The following is a 15,677-nucleotide window of genomic DNA, read 5'->3' on the forward strand; positions in this document are numbered from 1 at the left end:
TTAATACGTACGTTTCTTATAAATACCTTTCCCACCAACTTGGTTCCAGCCGGATTGTACATCGAAACTTTTATTAACAAACTTCATCTTTTCTTTTCCGCCAAAGAGTTTTTCACCAATACTATTTGTAATGACGCCAATCAATGCTGTTATTCCGATGATGAGGGCAGCAACAGTGACAAAATCAATAAAAAAAGCAATCATTTGCAAATTCCCCCTTTGCCTGTCTGTATTTTTATTGTATGAGATAAAAAATGAAAAAGAAAGAAATGTCAGAAAAATTTTTGATTTATTTTAGAAATCGTATGGACATGAATGAGAATGTTTGTTAAAATGAGAACAAACGTTCTTTTGATTCTCACTTGTATAGTCTTACATTTCTTAATTGATTTATCAAAAAAAGGTAAGAAAACGTTCTCTTTTTCATAGGAAAGATTATGAGAGAATAACTATAAATCATATGAAAAATCTATGAAAAGCAAGCGTTAAGAGGGTTGAAGATTATTGTTAAAGAACAGCTGAAGTAAGTGTGATTATGTTACATAGCAGTGAAATGCACGGAAGAGTTTTCTCAATTAGAAGGAAATTTACTGTATATTTCTTGCAAAATCTATTGTATAATGATTATAGAAGTTACTTATTAAAAGTAATTGTTGTTTACTAAAAGTTGTTGCTTACATGAAAAGCAATTTTTGCACTTTGTTTTAAGACAAGGTATCGCGAAAAATTGCTGAATTTAGAAATTTAAACTGTAATTAGTACAGAATTTGTACTCTTTAAGGAGAGTGAGCTTTGTATGGTAACATTATATAGTTCTCCAAGCTGTACGTCTTGTAGAAAGGCGAAATTATGGCTAGAGGAAAATCATATTCCTTATACAGAACGTAATATTTTCTCAGATCCATTAACGATTGAGGAAATTAAAGAGATTTTACGTATGACAGAAAGCGGAACGGATGAGATTATTTCTACTCGTTCGAAAGTTTTCCAAGAATTAAATGTAAACTTAGAGTCTTTACCACTTCAAGATTTATATAAGATGATTCGTGACTATCCAGGGATTTTACGTCGTCCAATTATGATTGACGAGAAACGCCTTCAAGTAGGTTACAATGAAGACGAAATCCGCCGTTTCTTACCACGTACAGTAAGAACGTTCCAATTACGTGAAGCACAGCGTCTTGTAAATTAATTATAATAATATGAAAACCTTCTACCTATTATATAGTAGAAGGTTTTTTTTAATGTTTCAAATTTCGTAATCGAACTCGTTGAACGATAAAGCCGATGCATAAGATGGTGAAAATAAATAAGTAAGGAATGCCTGCAGTGAAACTTGGGTTGTTATGAAAAAAGGTTGCAAGTCTGTCTTCATGTGTGACCATTTTTCCTGCTGTATAAGCGAGAATTGCTGCCCCGCAATAAATGAGGAGTGGAAAGCGTTCCATAAGTATTAAAATGAGTTTGCTGCCCCAAATAATAATCGGGATAGAAATGAGTAAACCGATTATTACGAGTAAAAATCTTCCGTGAGCTGCCCCTGCAATGGCGATAACGTTGTCAAATCCCATAACAAGGTCCGCGAATACAATTGTACGCACAGCTTGAAATAAAGTTGTTTTTCCTTGAATAGAAGAAAGATCGTTGCTATTATCAGTTAGTAAATTTACTGCAATGAATGTAAGTAAAATGCCCCCGATAAGTTGCAGAAATGGAATGTCGAGCAAATAGACAGCTAGTATAGTAAGGATAATTCTTAGTACGATTGCTAAAAGAGTACCGATCAAAATAGCTTTATTTCGTTTCGATTCAGGTAAATTTCGGCTAGCTAGTGCGATGACAATTGCGTTGTCACCACCTAATACAACATCGATACCGACAATCATTAGTACAGATGTTAAAAACTCTAAGTCCATTCGTCTGCCTCCATTTATGATGTTTTAATAAGCGAACTATATGTATGTGGTGAAAAGGACTAAAGCATCTTCTCTAATAAAAGTTTCACTTTATTACAGTGTACGGGGGAAGATGGAAATGTATGTCCAAATTTTTTATAAGTGAGGCATCGCGACAATGATATATTTGTGTATACCATTGAATGAAGATAGGTATATAACTATTTTTGTAAAATAAATCGATTTTATTTCCATTCTGGAGAATCTTATCATAAAATGAGAGTACAAGAATCTATTGATTTGTCATATGAGTGGGGAATCCCTTCATAACAATTCTAAGCAGGAAGGGAGAGTTGTATTTTGGATATTGAAAGAATTAATGATCATACGATGAAATTTTTTATTACGTACATTGATATAGAGGACAGAGGCTTTAATCGTGAGGAAATTTGGTATGACCGCGAAAGAAGCGAAGAGCTCTTTTGGGAAATGATGGACGAAGCTCGTGATCATGACGATTTCTTTATTGATGGGCCGTTATGGATTCAAGTGCAAGCAGTCGATAAAGGGATTGAAGTACTTGTAACGAAAGCAGAACTTTCAAAGGATGGACAAAAGCTAGAACTACCAATAGGTGTAGATAAAATTATAGACATTCCTCTAGATGAAGGTATTGAATCATTATTCCAGCAAGAATTAGTGGAAGAGGTAGAGGAACAAGCAGGTACAAACTTTAACGAAGATGGTACGTTTGGCTTTTTAATTAAGTTTAATGATTTTGAAGATGTCATTTCATTAAGTCATCGTCTTATCTTTGAAGATATAAAAGATGAGCTGTATTCATTTGAGGACCGCTATTATGTATATGTGGAATTCGATGAAGTGCTACATGATGAAGAAGAAATTGATCGCATTTTAAGCATTGTTTTAGAATACGGGGAAGAATCAACTTTAACAATTCATCGTGTAAGTGAGTATGGGAAACAAATTGTGAAAGAGCATGCGCTTGAAACAATTCGCAATAATTTTCCTGCTAAAACGTAGGCCGATTTCTGTAGTATGAAATCGGCTTTTTATATGAAGAATAGGAAAGCTTTCTTAGTAAGGAGGTAAGAGATGAAAAATACGTTAAAGTTGATTTTCTTTGTTTTACTATTGTTCGCATTATTTGTGTCATTACGTATGTTTATTGATGTAGCGTTTTATTCGGATGTAATTGGGATAAAAGATGTTTCGATTTTAGGTATTATTAGTATTTTATTTACGGTATCTGCATTTTTAATTGGTTGCGTTATTTTCTTAGAGAACCGTCATCCGTCAAAAACACTTACATGGCTCATTGTGTTAGGGATTTTTCCGGTATTTGGATTCTTCGCTTATTTATTATTCGGACAGAACTTTCGGAGGAAGAGAATGTTCCAAAAGAAGGCGTTGCTCGATGAACAAGCGTTTTTACAATATAAGGGGCATGAAGATTACGAAGAACGGATTTTGCGCAATCATAAGCATCAAGAGCTGTTATTTCGTTTAGCGGATCGCTTAGGCGCTTTAAATATTTCATTTCAAACTGAAACGAGAACATTAACAAATGGAGATGAAACGTTTCAGGCTATTTTAGATGGATTAAAACGAGCGAAACATCACATTCATATGGAATATTACATTGTGCGTGATGATAAACTTGGAACAGAAATTAAAGATATTTTAATACAAAAATCAAAAGAAGGCGTAGTCGTTCGTTTTTTATATGATGCGGTTGGAAGTTTTAAATTATCAAAATCATATATTGAAGAATTAAACGACGCAGGTGTCGAAATGATTCCGTTCTTCCCTGTACGTTTTCCGATTTTAAACGATAAGATTAATTATCGAAATCACCGAAAAATCGTTATTATTGATGGGAATGAAGGATTTGTAGGTGGATTAAATATTGGTGATGAATATTTAGGAAAGGATAAGTACTTCGGCTTTTGGCGAGACACGCATTTATATTTGCGTGGGGAAGCTGTGCAAAGTTTGCAGCTTATTTTCCTTCAAGATTGGTTTTATATGACTGGCGAGGCTGTGCTAGCCCCTGAATATTTACAAGCGAAAGCAGTTGAGGGGGAGCATTGGGGCGGCGTGCAGCTCGTTGCAGGTGGGCCGGATAATAAATGGGAAACAATTAAACATTTATATTTTGCCATGATTGCTTCTGCGCGGAAATCCATTTGGATTGCAACGCCGTATTTCATTCCGGATGATGATATTTTATCCGCATTAAAAGTAGCGGCACTTGCTGGTATTGATGTTCGGTTGTTAATGCCGAGTAAGCCTGATAAGCGAACTGTCTTTTACGCATCGAGATCGTACTTCCCAGAGCTTTTAGACGCAGGGGTAAAGATATATGAATACGAAAAAGGTTTTCTCCATAGTAAAGTTGTCATTGTCGATTCTGATTTAGCTTCAATTGGGACAGCGAATATGGATATGAGAAGTTTTCATTTGAACTTTGAAGTAAATGCCTTTTTATATGATACAGATAGCATTCGAAAACTTGTTCAAGATTTTAAAGACGATTTAGAAGAATCAAGTGAAATTCATGTCGATCGTTTTCATAAAAGGCGTCTTCATAGACGAATCGTTGAATCAACGTACCGGTTATTATCGCCTTTATTATAAAAAGAGATGTCCAAAATTGGGACATCTCTTTTTTAAAAGGAATTTGTAATAAATTGTAGAATATAAGGAGCTGAAAGGGTGTGATTCCAATATTTATCGCAAAAAGAGAAAACGGAGAAAAAATTCATCTACTCGATCATCATGATGAAGAGCTTTTACACCATATGCGTAAAAGGGAAAGTTTCTTTTGCATAGCTTGCGGGAAGGAAGTACTAATGAGATTAGGAAAACAAAAAAGGTGGCATTTTGCTCATAAGAAAGTAGATTCATGTTTAGCCTTTTATGAAGCAGAATCTACATATCATATGTACGGTAAAGAATTGTTATATCGGTGGTTCAAACGTCAAAATGTTCATGTAGAGATAGAGCATTATCTACCAGAGATTCAGCAACGACCGGATATTTTTATAGAGAGAGCAGGGAGAAAAATTGCGATTGAATATCAATGCGCCAATCTTTCTATAGAGCAGCTCTGCAAACGAACCTATTCGTATTGGAAAGCTGGTATACAAGTCATTTGGATTATTGGTGGAAATCAATTGAAAAAGCACTCTGCATACTGGATGAAATTCTCCTCAATTATGGCTTTCTCCTTACAATCTTATCCTCAGCCACTTCTTATTTTCTTCTGTTCGAAACAAAAATCATTTATGAAATGCACGTTTATTACATCATTTTCTACAAGCGTTGCTTTTTCACAGATTATATATTTACCAATTGAAACGACTACTTTTGAAATGCTCTTTTCTCCTGTTCCTTTCCAAAGGGAAGTATTAAACCGAGAATGGAAGAAGCGAAAGGATTATTTTCGTCAAAACGCTTTGCCCATCTTGAAGTATAATGATAAGTCACTATTACGCCTCTTATATCAATGTAAATGTACCCCAGCAAATTTTCCTTCTGAAATTGGTGTGCCACTCCCGTCCTCATTTGCTTTTCAAACAAATTCATTTATATGGCAAGCTTTTCTATATATGAAGTGTATAGGTGAGCTTGCGGTAGGGGATTGTATTTCCCTCAAGTACGTGTGTAGTTATATAAAAAAGTATACGAAAAGGCGTATGCTCCCGTACTTTTCACAGCATATATGGAAAGTGGCAGTTACTGAATATATGACATTTTTATGTTATGCAGGTGTCTTGCAGAGAGTAGGGGCTTATAAGTACCGGAAAATACGGGGGATATCCATGTTAAAAACAGAGGAGGAAGTTATGAAATATGATGAAAGGAGTTTAGCGTATGCCTTATCTTTATTTGAGGCAAAGTACAACATGAGAGAAGGAAAAGCGGATATAATAAAGACTGATCTTGAAGGAATTACATAAGAAAAATCGAATTGTATGTAAGTAGAGATATTTAAAGGAGGGCTTAAAGCATGTCTGAACAAAACACAGCAAAAACATTACCGGATCGTAACGAAATTGAAGAATCAAGTACGTGGCGATTAGAAGATATTTTCCAAACAGATGCAGAATGGGAACAAGAATTCCAAGCTATTAAAGAGCTATTACCGAAGTTAACTGAATTTAAAGGGAAACTTGGTGACTCTGCGAACAATTTACTTGAAGCATTGCAATATGAAGATGAAATTTCAATGCGATTAGGTAAGTTATATACATATGCACATATGCGTTACGATCAAGATACAACAAACTCTGTGTATCAAGCGTTAAATGATCGCGCGACAAATTTATATTCACAAGTATCTAGTAGCACAGCATATATTGTGCCTGAAATTTTATCGATTTCAGAAGATACATTGCAAACATTCTTGAAAGAAAATAGAGACTTAAGTGTATATGAACATGCGTTAGAAGAAATTACGCGTCAACGCCCTCACGTATTATCTGAAGCGGAAGAGGCTTTATTAGCAGAAGCATCTGAAGTAATGAGTGCGTCAAGTAATACATTTGGTATGTTGAATAATGCGGATTTGAAATTCCCATCTATTAAAGGTGAGGATGGAGAAGAAGTAGAAATTACACATGGCCGTTACATTCAGTTTTTAGAAAGTGATGATCGTCGTGTGCGTGAAGATGCATTCAAAGCTGTATATGAAACGTACGGGAAATATAAGAACACATTTGCAAGTACGTTAAGCGGAGCTGTGAAGCGTAATAACTTTAATGCACGCGTTCGTAAATATGACTCTGCACGTCAAGCAGCATTAAGTAATAATAATATTCCTGAAGCGGTGTATGATCAACTTGTTCAATCTGTAAATGACAATTTACACTTGCTACATCGTTACATTGATATTCGTAAGCGTGCACTAGGGCTTGATGAGCTTCATATGTATGATTTATATACACCACTTGTACCCGAAGTGAAAATGAATGTGAAGTATGAAGAAGCGCAAGACATGTTATTAAAGTCTTTACATGTACTTGGTGATGAGTATGTTGATATTTTGAAAGAAGCATATGAAAATCGCTGGGTAGATGTGTATGAGAATAAAGGAAAACGAAGCGGTGCATATTCATCTGGTGCCTATGGAACAAATCCTTATATTTTAATGAACTGGCATGATAATGTAAATAATTTATTTACACTTGCTCATGAATTTGGCCATTCTGTCCATAGTTACTACACAAGAAAAACGCAGCCGCACGTATACGGGGATTATTCAATCTTTGTTGCGGAAGTAGCATCAACTTGTAATGAGGCGCTTCTAAACGATTATTTATTAAAAACGACAGAAGATAAGAAAGAGCGTCTATACTTATTAAATCATTATTTAGAAGGATTCCGTGGTACTGTATTCCGTCAAACGATGTTCGCAGAGTTTGAGCATATTATTCATAAGAAAGTACAAGAGGGACATGCGGTAACACCAGACATGCTAACGGAGATCTACTATGATTTAAATAAGAAATATTTCGGTGATGCTTTAGTAATTGATGAAGAAATTGGTTTAGAGTGGTCTCGTATTCCGCACTTCTACTACAACTATTACGTATACCAATACGCAACAGGATTTAGTGCAGCAACGGCTCTATCTAAACAAATTTTAGAAGAAGGGCAACCAGCAGTAGAACGTTACATTAATGAGTTCTTAAAAGCAGGAAGCTCAGATTACCCAATTGAAGTGCTGAAAAAAGCTGGAGTAGATATGGCATCTCCAGAACCGGTAAAAGAAGCATTGCAAGTATTTGAAGAGAAATTAAATGAATTAGAAGCATTATTATTTGAAGAGAAGTAATAGAAAAGACGAGGAATTTGCCTCGTCTTTTTCTTAATGTCATTTTGTCGATATTTGTCGAGAAAATAAATCGAATTGTCTTCTTTTTTCTAAAATAGAAGGCAGTTTTACAGTTCATTAAAACCCTTTAAATCGTTTTTTATGGTTGAAATAAGAGAGAGCGATGACAATGACTCCAAATAAAAGAGGAAAGGCAATCATTTTAGGAAAAGCTTGTAGTAGGGAGAGGATGTACAAGAAAAAAGAAACAATGATAGCTAGAATGATAAGTAAAATATACGTTTTTTTCATACAAAACACCTCCAAAATAGCTTTTTTATAGCTTATTCAAAAATGAAAACGTTTAGAATGTGACAAAAGTGTGAAATTCGACAAAAGGGGTTGTCATCTGACGTCGAATCTTGTAATATAATAAGCGTGAACGAATTCACATACAAACATATACCCCTTTGTTTGAACGTGAAAATTTCTCCCATCCCCTTTAATATTTTTATAAGCCGTAAAGAAAAAGACCTGGTGTTTACACCAGGTCTTTTTCTTTTGCTATCCATTTCCAATAACGCTCACATTTTACGTCAATCATTTGTACTTTTCGTTTCAGTTGTAATTTTTTTAGTTCACGTTCAATTTCTTGCTTCGAGCAGTCATATATAAATGCTACTTCTTTTGAAGAGATAAATTGTGTCGCTTCCAGTAATACTTCTAAAGGTGGTAATGGCTCTGGCTCGATTTCACATTTTACAAGTTCTTTCAATAATTGTACGTAGACGTCGTAGGAATACGTTCCAGCGATTTTAATACCTTCTTCATCTGAATTTGCATGAAAGAATACGAGAGAAGGTATTTCTGTAATATGCATCTCATTTGTGAATTTTAAGTCACATTGGAAAGCCTTTTTTGCGCTAGCAGAATATAGGTCTTTTTTAAATTCTTCTACATCAATATTGCTATCTTTTGCGCATGCAAGTAATAATTCGCAGTCAGGATTTGATACATTTTCAAGGAAAATGTATTCTTGGAGTTTTCGCAAAAACTTCGAACCTGCTTTTCGGCCCTGCAACTCCGCTGCTTTAATTGCCATCGAAACTAAATATGGTGTTGACGATGCTTCTTGCATATGTACCTTTCCATCACATGAAAAACCTTGTAAACTTGTTGTCTTTTCCCACACAAATCGAATATTAGCAGGTTTATTCCATTTGTGTGAGGAAGCGTTCGTTCCGTCCACTTTTCCTGTTACGATATGACGAATAGAGAAGTATTTCCCGTATTCAAGCCATAGTTTAATAATAAAGGGCTCAATTTCCCAGCAATCTTTACAAAGTGGATCAATAAATAAATATGCTTCTACAGACTTATGCTCACATGCGGAAGGAGATGGCATATTGATATGCTTTGCTTCCTGTTTATCCATTATATTTCACCTGTTTCGTCTGGAGTATTAACCATATGCTGAGCAGTTAATGCTAAACGTTCAAAAACGAACTCTCTTATATGACCGTGCACTCCTGTGTCATCCATTGCTTGCTCCATGCACGATAGCCAAGCCTCTGCTCGTTTTGGAGTAATCTCAAACGGGAGATGGCGTGCTCTTAACATAGGATGACCATGTTCTTCCGTGTACAAATTAGGACCACCTAAATATTGTGTTAAAAATTGCTTCTGCTTCCTAGCTGTTTCTGTTAAATCATCCGGGAAGATGGGAGATAGGTCAGGGTGTTTACTGACATAGGAATAAAATGTGTCTACTAATATTGCAATGCATTGTTCACCGCCAATTGCTTCAAATGGTGTCATCGGTTGCTTGCTCATCCTTTTAAACTCCTTTTTCCATGAAATGTATATCTATTGTAGCAATGGAATGTTAGGGAGGGCAAATAAACCGCCTTCATAACGTTCTTTGCTTATTCTACAGATGTAAAAGAATCTTTTCTTTTTCAAAAAGTGAGATGTATCCACTAGTAGAACGTATTCACTAGTGGAATTTTCACTTTAGCGTGCTTTGTTTTGTTTGGCAAGGAAAAAGCGTTTTACTTTATTATTTGTATGACGGATTGGTATGTCGTGTTGCTTTAACAAATGAATAAAGGCAGCTTTGCCTGCTTCTTCATCTTGCACTTCAAATTCAATTTCATAATCATCGTGATTGTAATAGAAACTATGATCAAAGACAAGCGTTCCGCCTTCAAATAGTGTTTCGGCTCTTTCAGTTGTTAAACTACCCATATAAGTTAAAGCAGAAACAGGAATTTGTAATGTGTGTAGTTGATCTACTACAGCGCCTTGAATAATTGTATTTGTTTCCATCATCAATCTTGCTTCATCTGCTGTTATAACTTGATGCGTTTCTAACAAGCCGACTTCTGCAGGTTGTTTTAATGTTAATGTATAAGTTTCTCCTTTATGACGAATACGAAGTGCAGAGCCAGCTTCTTTTAATGAGAAGCTCGGTGTTTCAAAGTAGTGATTCACCTGTTTCGTAAATCCTTCAATAGAGAATGATTTACATAATGTATTGAATTCTTCTTCTGTAACAATATTTTTAAATTCAATTTCAATTTCTTGTGTCATTGTATGCGCGCTCCTTTTGAAAAATAATTCTTTACACATTATCGCTTTTTCACAAATTTGGTTCAATGTTTTATTTGTTTGCGTCCATGTTATGATACAATAATACTGTTAAGTAAGACAGGAAGTTGAGATGGAGGAGTTAGAGCATGCAAAATAAAATCCAAGTTAAGAGCGTAGAAAAGAGAGAGAATGCTCTTATTTTTTGTGCGGAAAATAGTGAAATAGAGGTAAAGGAGTTAAGTGCGCGTAATCACGTACTTGTAGACTCAGATAATTTATCATTTTTATATATCTTAGAAAACGAATCATCTTTCATTTATGTAAGCATTCCGCATACATGCTGGGAAGCAATGCATGAAGCGATGAATAACGACGTGGTTATGTTCGTTCGCGTGAATGACATTGAAATGGAATTAGAAGGTTTAAAAGAAGAAGTAGAATATTTAGTTGAAAATATTGAAGGTAATGCAAATTACGGAGAAGAACTAGTAACTGCTGTAGAAAAAGTATTTCTATAAGCAAATGGATTGATTTTGGTGGTGGTTGAAATGAATCGAAATTGGGAAGAATTTTTAGCACCTTACCACCAAGCGGTGGCAGAGCTGAAAGTGAAACTAAAAGGAATGCGTACTCAATTTGCAATGTTAACAGAGCATTCTCCAATTGAGTTTGTAACAGGAAGGGTAAAGTCGGTTGCAAGTATTATTGATAAAGCGGAGAAGAGAAATGTACCGTTAGACAGGCTAAGAGAAGATATGCAAGATATCGCGGGCCTTCGAATGATGTGTCAATTTGTTGATGAGATTAAGCCTGTTGTAGAATATCTTCGAAAACGAAATGACTTTGAAATCGTGGAAGAACGTGATTACGTCACGCAGAAGAAAGATAGCGGTTATCGTTCTTATCACGTTGTTATTAGTTATCCTGTTCAAACAATTCAAGGGGAACAAAAAGTATTGGTAGAAATCCAAATACGTACGCTAGCAATGAACTTTTGGGCAACAATTGAGCATTCTTTAAATTATAAATATAGTGGACGTTTTCCTGAAGATATTAAAATACGCTTGCAACGTGCAGCGGAAGCAGCATTTTTATTAGATGAAGAAATGTCTTCTATCCGTCTTGAAATTCAAGAAGCGCAGAAAGCTTTTTCAAGAAAGCAAGAAACGAAAGATTCCGAATCATAAACTAAAGGGTGTTGGGCGATGAAATTTACAATTATGTCAAAGGGAGATCAATCATCAGATGCACTGGCAAGCACGATGAAAGAATACTTGCTAGATTTTGGATTTATAATGGATGAAAAGGAACCCGATATTGTAATTTCTGTTGGGGGAGATGGAACGCTTTTATATGCGTTTCATCGTTATTATAATCGATTGGATGAAACAGCATTTGTTGGTGTACATACAGGGCATTTAGGTTTCTATGCAGATTGGTTACCGACAGAAGTAGAGAAATTAGTAATTGCAATTGCTAAAACACCATTCCAAGTGGTGGAATATCCGCTTTTAGAAGTGATTATTCGCTATGTGAATGGGAGTAAAGAGTCGCAGTATTTAGCGATGAATGAAGCGACTGTAAAAAGTGCAGAAGGTACATTAGTAACAGAAGTGGAAATACGCGGAGAGTACTTTGAAACGTTCCGCGGGGATGGCCTTTGTATTTCTACTCCTTCGGGAAGTACTGCGTATAATAAGGCGCTTGGCGGAGCAATTATTCACCCTTCTATTGAAGCGATTCAAATTGCGGAAATGGCATCTATTAATAACCGGGTGTTTCGTACGGTAGGTTCGCCGCTCGTATTGCCGAAACATCATACATGCGTGCTGAAGCCGACTGCAGGAATGAACTTACAAATTACGGTGGACCATTTAACGATGGTTCATCAAGATGTGAAATCAATTCAGTATCGCGTGGCAAATGAGAAAGTACGATTCGTTCGTTTCCGTCCATTTCCGTTCTGGAAACGAGTTCGTGACTCGTTTGTTGCAGATAAATAGAAAGGGTTTATATATTTGAACAGATTTACATTGAAATGGGATATAGACTCGGCTGAGGAAGGAACTTTAGTTAGAGAATTTTTAAAAACAAAAGGAATCTCCAAAGCTGCATTAACGGATATAAAGTTTCATGGCGGATCTATAGAAGTAAATGGTCAACATGCGAGCGTTCGTCATCAGTTGCAAGCTGGTGAAGAATTACGTGTCTTTTTTCCAGTAGAGGAAAGAAGTGAAGGGATGATTGCTGAAGATATTCCTTTATGTATCGTATATGAAGATGATGCAGTTCTTGTCATAAACAAAGAGGCAAACATGTCAACGATCCCGTCTAGAGAACATCCGGCAGGAAGTGTTGCGAATGCGCTCTTATCTCATTATGATAAGCGACATCTTACAAGTACGGTTCACATCGTAACGAGGTTAGATCGTGATACTTCAGGGCTTATGCTTATTGCAAAAAATCGTTTCGTACATCATCTTTTATCGAAACAGCATCAACAAAAAGCTGTGAAAAGAACGTATGAAGCGATTGTTCACGGTGAGATGGTAGAAAGAGAAGGAACGATTGACGCACCGATTGGACGAAAATCGGATAGCATTATTGAGCGAACCGTTTGTGAGGAGGGGCAAAGAGCCGTTACTCATTTTAGAGTGATCGATAGCGTCAATCATAAGACGCACGTATCACTTGAGCTCGATACAGGGAGAACGCATCAAATTCGTGTGCATATGGCGTACATAGGACATCCGCTACTTGGCGATAATTTATATGGTGGAAAAAGAGATGAAATGAAACGACAAGCGCTTCACAGTACATCCTTGACGTTTTATCATCCTATTTTAGAGAAAGAAATGTCTTTCACTACACCGATTCCAAGCGATATGCAAGCGGTATTAAGACATATTTAAAAAGGGAACAAAATTCTTATGTAACGAAGAGTTTTGTTCCCTTTTTCTTAGCGGAATAATATTAAAATTTGATTGTCGCCCGTGCGCTTTATAACGAAAAAGCCACTTTCAGATTTTGTAGCAATGCCATCGTTATTTGGACGACAATATCCATGCGTTTCGCAAGTACCGTCATCACGTACTAACATTTGTCCAATTAATCCGACAGGAAGCCACTCGTTACGGTCTTTTCTTGCTATATATTTGCAAGCTGGATCCCATTCTGCATTTAAAAGAGGTTGTATGTCTTGCGATTCCGTACGTACATATTGACGTTTTCCGAAGCTATCTGTTTTATAGCGTTTTTGCCAACTTAAAGCACCGCTATTTCCTATAAGAGCGGGGGTGGCACTAGATATTCCTAAGATGAATGAATCGTTTGAAGTAGCGATTCGAATTTTTTCTTCGCTACTAAATGTAACGAAGTAACCTACATCAATAAAAGTATTGTCTACTGTTTCAAACATTTGTGCAAAATCAGTTCCGCTTGCATTGTAAGAAGCGCCCTCAATATACATTTCTCCATTATGAGCAAGCCACTTTGCACCGATATTATGATCGGTTTCATTTGTGCCGTTTGCAATAAACCAAGAATAAGATTCATCTGCTGTGCCGAAGCGCCCCATAATATGGCTACCTGCAAAATGAGCTGTTGATGTATGATTACCTTCCGCATGAGAAGAGAATCCGTTAGCGATAGTCGCGGTTCCTTCTGCATGTGCTGCTTCGCCTAAAGCGATTGTATGTTTACCTTCCGCATGAGAATAGGAGCCACCTGCTGTCGTTTCACTTCCTTCACTATGGGAACTATGTCCAGTTGCTTTTGTTTTTGATCCTTCTGCATGAGAGAAAGAACCTTTTGCATGTGTGAGAAGTCCTTCTGCATGTGAAGCTGTACCCTCTGCATGAGAGTGAAGACCCTCTGCATATGCATACCGCCCATCTTTTTTTACTTTTTTATTTTCAGATGTAGGGGTCTGAATGATAATCGTTTTTTCTGTTTGTATATCACCTGATGGTACTAATGCTTCTTTAATTTTTTTTACTTGATTTATAATAGCAGCTGGAATTTCTGCTTCCGCTTTTTTATTTATTGCTACAGGGCTGTTTTCTTCTGTATTCTTCTCTACTTGCTCAGAAGGCACAATCTGTTCAATATGAGTAGAGAGAGGTTTATTTTTTTGCTGCATCTTTGCTTTTCTATTATCAATTATGCGGCTCATTACAGCATTCTGTAATGAGACATATTTTGGTCTATCTTTGTTTTTTGTGGAAGCCTCTTGTTCTTCCAGTTCTTCTACAGCTGCAGCTCGAATGCTGCACCAGTTGTTAATTCCGTACATGGGCAGATAAAAAGGCGGGCATTTTCTTTTTTGTTTAGAAGATTTTTTCTTCATTCTGTCACCTCCTGCGACAGTATATGCCGTGTCATTAAAAAAAGATGCACTTTATTGCATCTTTTTTTAATGACTTTACCCAATTTTTATCCCACTTTAATGGGCGGGCTGCCCATTAAAGTGGGATTGGTGAGGGCTGATTAAAGTTTCACTTTATATGAGAGACGCCTAAAAGATACGGTAATCCTTACACATATGAGTTATGAAATTGGGCGGAATTTCTCAGGGACAAAAGGCAGGGAGGAAGGAACGGAAACAATCTCCATTTCAGGATAACGTAGTCCAGTTAGTTTGCCACCAAATACAGCACCAGTGTCAATATTGACTGTATGATTTACAAAGCGAGGTTCTTTTACGGGTGTATGTCCATATACAACCCAAGATGTTCCTTTATACTCCTTCGCCCAGTCGCGACGGACAGGTGAACCGTCAGCATGTTTTTCTCCTGTAATATCGCCGTATAATACAAAGGTTTGTACTTTTTTATCTTTTCTTCCTATGTAATCTTGCCGAATGCCGGCGTGACACACAATTAACCTTTTTTCATCGAGTACATGATATAAAGGGGATTGCTCGTAAAGTGTGATGAATTTTTCTTTTATCATGTTTTGTTGATGAGAAGGTAGTGCTTCATATTCGGCAACAGTTGTTTCGAGTCCATGAGCGATTGTCACATTACGTCCAAGGAAAAATCGGTATAGTTTATTGCAGTGATTTCCCGGAGCGTAATACGCTACTTTTTTATTTATGACAAGTTCCCATACAATTTCAATCATACGTAATGAATGAGGACCGCGATCTGTGATATCGCCAACAAAAGCAAGCTTGCGTTGATCAGGGTGAATCGGTAAGTCACTATTCCAGTTATATCCGAGTTTTTTCGTTAAATCTTGAAACTCTTGGAAGCATCCATGAATATCCCCTATAATGTCATATTTCATATTTAAACCTCCATCATATTTTTCATTAGTATATCTAAAAAAGGATAGAGATAAAAATA

17 protein-coding genes are annotated in these 15,677 nt (G+C 36.3%); 9 read left to right on the forward strand and 8 right to left on the reverse strand.

Features of this window, described 5'->3' with window-relative positions; all coding sequences use genetic code 11:
• Entirely contained in the window at positions 1 to 204 is a 204-nt protein-coding gene (locus NST14_RS06440; RefSeq protein WP_229142919.1) for a hypothetical protein, read from the reverse strand.
• 592 nt (positions 205 to 796) lie between these two features.
• On the opposite strand from NST14_RS06440, the gene spx reads away from it, so the two are divergent.
• Positions 797 to 1,192, forward strand: coding sequence for a transcriptional regulator Spx (gene spx / locus NST14_RS06445; protein ID WP_000258267.1), 396 nt, complete (start codon positions 797 to 799; stop codon positions 1,190 to 1,192).
• 49 nt (positions 1,193 to 1,241) lie between these two features.
• Here the strand turns inward: spx and NST14_RS06450 are convergent, their stop codons facing one another.
• A complete protein-coding gene (locus NST14_RS06450) occupies positions 1,242 to 1,916 on the reverse strand; it encodes a TerC family protein (RefSeq protein ID WP_000362603.1) in 675 nt (224 codons plus the stop codon).
• Between the two features lie 339 nt (positions 1,917 to 2,255).
• Between NST14_RS06450 and mecA the strand changes: the two genes are divergently transcribed.
• The 4 genes from mecA (at position 2,256) to pepF (ending at position 7,758) form a co-directional block, all read left to right on the forward strand.
• Positions 2,256 to 2,939 (forward strand): adaptor protein MecA, encoded by a 684-nt coding sequence (gene mecA / locus NST14_RS06455; protein ID WP_000350710.1) that lies wholly within the window; start codon positions 2,256 to 2,258, stop codon positions 2,937 to 2,939.
• Between the two features lie 72 nt (positions 2,940 to 3,011).
• Positions 3,012 to 4,556 carry a cardiolipin synthase gene (locus NST14_RS06460; RefSeq protein ID WP_000799204.1) on the forward strand — a complete coding sequence of 515 codons (1,545 nt, stop codon included), beginning with the start codon at positions 3,012 to 3,014 and terminating at the stop codon, positions 4,554 to 4,556.
• 80 nt (positions 4,557 to 4,636) lie between these two features.
• Entirely contained in the window at positions 4,637 to 5,881 is a 1,245-nt protein-coding gene (locus NST14_RS06465; RefSeq protein ID WP_000612266.1) for a competence protein CoiA, read from the forward strand.
• Positions 5,882 to 5,931: 50 nt separating this feature from the next.
• Positions 5,932 to 7,758 carry an oligoendopeptidase F gene (pepF, locus tag NST14_RS06470; protein ID WP_000003390.1) on the forward strand — a complete coding sequence of 609 codons (1,827 nt, stop codon included), beginning with the start codon at positions 5,932 to 5,934 and terminating at the stop codon, positions 7,756 to 7,758.
• Positions 7,759 to 7,875: 117 nt separating this feature from the next.
• Here the strand turns inward: pepF and NST14_RS06475 are convergent, their stop codons facing one another.
• The 4 genes from NST14_RS06475 to NST14_RS06490 form a co-directional block, all read right to left on the reverse strand.
• The gene (locus tag NST14_RS06475) at positions 7,876 to 8,049 is read right to left on the reverse strand and encodes a hypothetical protein (protein ID WP_000754592.1); all 174 of its coding nucleotides are present in this window, start codon (positions 8,047 to 8,049) and stop codon (positions 7,876 to 7,878) included.
• 229 nt (positions 8,050 to 8,278) lie between these two features.
• Positions 8,279 to 9,172: a ClpXP adapter SpxH family protein gene (locus NST14_RS06480; protein ID WP_000360652.1), complete on the reverse strand. Its 894-nt coding sequence runs from the start codon at positions 9,170 to 9,172 to the stop codon at positions 8,279 to 8,281.
• A complete protein-coding gene (locus tag NST14_RS06485) occupies positions 9,172 to 9,570 on the reverse strand; it encodes a globin domain-containing protein (protein ID WP_000043380.1) in 399 nt (132 codons plus the stop codon). The genes NST14_RS06480 and NST14_RS06485 overlap by 1 nt, the downstream gene beginning before the upstream one ends.
• Before the next feature lie 180 nt (positions 9,571 to 9,750).
• Positions 9,751 to 10,329, reverse strand: a complete 579-nt coding sequence (locus NST14_RS06490; protein WP_000191110.1) for a CYTH domain-containing protein — start codon at positions 10,327 to 10,329, stop codon at positions 9,751 to 9,753.
• Positions 10,330 to 10,475: 146 nt separating this feature from the next.
• Between NST14_RS06490 and NST14_RS06495 the strand changes: the two genes are divergently transcribed.
• Genes NST14_RS06495 through NST14_RS06510 form a run of 4 tightly spaced genes read left to right on the forward strand, consistent with a single transcriptional unit; the run spans position 10,476 to position 13,241 of the window.
• On the forward strand, positions 10,476 to 10,847 hold the full coding sequence (locus NST14_RS06495; protein ID WP_001180003.1) for a UPF0738 family protein: 372 nt from the start codon (positions 10,476 to 10,478) through the stop codon (positions 10,845 to 10,847).
• 30 nt (positions 10,848 to 10,877) lie between these two features.
• Positions 10,878 to 11,516: a GTP pyrophosphokinase gene (locus NST14_RS06500; RefSeq protein ID WP_001081482.1), complete on the forward strand. Its 639-nt coding sequence runs from the start codon at positions 10,878 to 10,880 to the stop codon at positions 11,514 to 11,516.
• Between the two features lie 18 nt (positions 11,517 to 11,534).
• On the forward strand, positions 11,535 to 12,332 hold the full coding sequence (locus tag NST14_RS06505) for an NAD kinase (RefSeq protein WP_000673184.1): 798 nt from the start codon (positions 11,535 to 11,537) through the stop codon (positions 12,330 to 12,332).
• 15 nt (positions 12,333 to 12,347) lie between these two features.
• Positions 12,348 to 13,241 carry an RluA family pseudouridine synthase gene (locus NST14_RS06510; RefSeq protein WP_048557234.1) on the forward strand — a complete coding sequence of 298 codons (894 nt, stop codon included), beginning with the start codon at positions 12,348 to 12,350 and terminating at the stop codon, positions 13,239 to 13,241.
• 47 nt (positions 13,242 to 13,288) lie between these two features.
• Here NST14_RS06510 and NST14_RS06515 read toward each other — a convergent pair whose 3' ends face one another.
• Complete coding sequence (locus tag NST14_RS06515; RefSeq protein ID WP_000730496.1) at positions 13,289 to 14,677, reverse strand: peptidase G2 autoproteolytic cleavage domain-containing protein; 1,389 nt, start codon at positions 14,675 to 14,677, stop codon at positions 13,289 to 13,291.
• Positions 14,678 to 14,877: 200 nt separating this feature from the next.
• Positions 14,878 to 15,618: a bis(5'-nucleosyl)-tetraphosphatase PrpE gene (gene prpE, locus NST14_RS06520; protein WP_000872681.1), complete on the reverse strand. Its 741-nt coding sequence runs from the start codon at positions 15,616 to 15,618 to the stop codon at positions 14,878 to 14,880.
• Positions 15,619 to 15,677: the final 59 nt, after the last annotated feature.

Source organism: Bacillus sp. FSL W8-0519 (genome assembly GCF_038005585.1).
GTDB classification, from domain to species: domain Bacteria; phylum Bacillota; class Bacilli; order Bacillales; family Bacillaceae_G; genus Bacillus_A; species Bacillus_A paranthracis.

What these genes read in the sequence shown, in the direction of transcription:
- NST14_RS06440 (WP_229142919.1), bottom strand. Translation starts at nt 204, where the DNA reads ATGATTGCTTTTTTTATTGATTTTGTCACTGTTGCTGCCCTCATCATC.
- spx (WP_000258267.1), top strand. Translation starts at nt 797, where the DNA reads ATGGTAACATTATATAGTTCTCCAAGCTGTACGTCTTGTAGAAAGGCG.
- NST14_RS06450 (WP_000362603.1), bottom strand. Translation starts at nt 1,916, where the DNA reads ATGGACTTAGAGTTTTTAACATCTGTACTAATGATTGTCGGTATCGAT.
- NST14_RS06460 (WP_000799204.1), top strand. Translation starts at nt 3,012, where the DNA reads ATGAAAAATACGTTAAAGTTGATTTTCTTTGTTTTACTATTGTTCGCA.
- pepF (WP_000003390.1), top strand. Translation starts at nt 5,932, where the DNA reads ATGTCTGAACAAAACACAGCAAAAACATTACCGGATCGTAACGAAATT.
- NST14_RS06475 (WP_000754592.1), bottom strand. Translation starts at nt 8,049, where the DNA reads ATGAAAAAAACGTATATTTTACTTATCATTCTAGCTATCATTGTTTCT.
- NST14_RS06480 (WP_000360652.1), bottom strand. Translation starts at nt 9,172, where the DNA reads ATGGATAAACAGGAAGCAAAGCATATCAATATGCCATCTCCTTCCGCA.
- NST14_RS06485 (WP_000043380.1), bottom strand. Translation starts at nt 9,570, where the DNA reads ATGAGCAAGCAACCGATGACACCATTTGAAGCAATTGGCGGTGAACAA.
- NST14_RS06490 (WP_000191110.1), bottom strand. Translation starts at nt 10,329, where the DNA reads ATGACACAAGAAATTGAAATTGAATTTAAAAATATTGTTACAGAAGAA.
- NST14_RS06495 (WP_001180003.1), top strand. Translation starts at nt 10,476, where the DNA reads ATGCAAAATAAAATCCAAGTTAAGAGCGTAGAAAAGAGAGAGAATGCT.
- NST14_RS06500 (WP_001081482.1), top strand. Translation starts at nt 10,878, where the DNA reads ATGAATCGAAATTGGGAAGAATTTTTAGCACCTTACCACCAAGCGGTG.
- NST14_RS06505 (WP_000673184.1), top strand. Translation starts at nt 11,535, where the DNA reads ATGAAATTTACAATTATGTCAAAGGGAGATCAATCATCAGATGCACTG.
- NST14_RS06515 (WP_000730496.1), bottom strand. Translation starts at nt 14,677, where the DNA reads ATGAAGAAAAAATCTTCTAAACAAAAAAGAAAATGCCCGCCTTTTTAT.
- prpE (WP_000872681.1), bottom strand. Translation starts at nt 15,618, where the DNA reads ATGAAATATGACATTATAGGGGATATTCATGGATGCTTCCAAGAGTTT.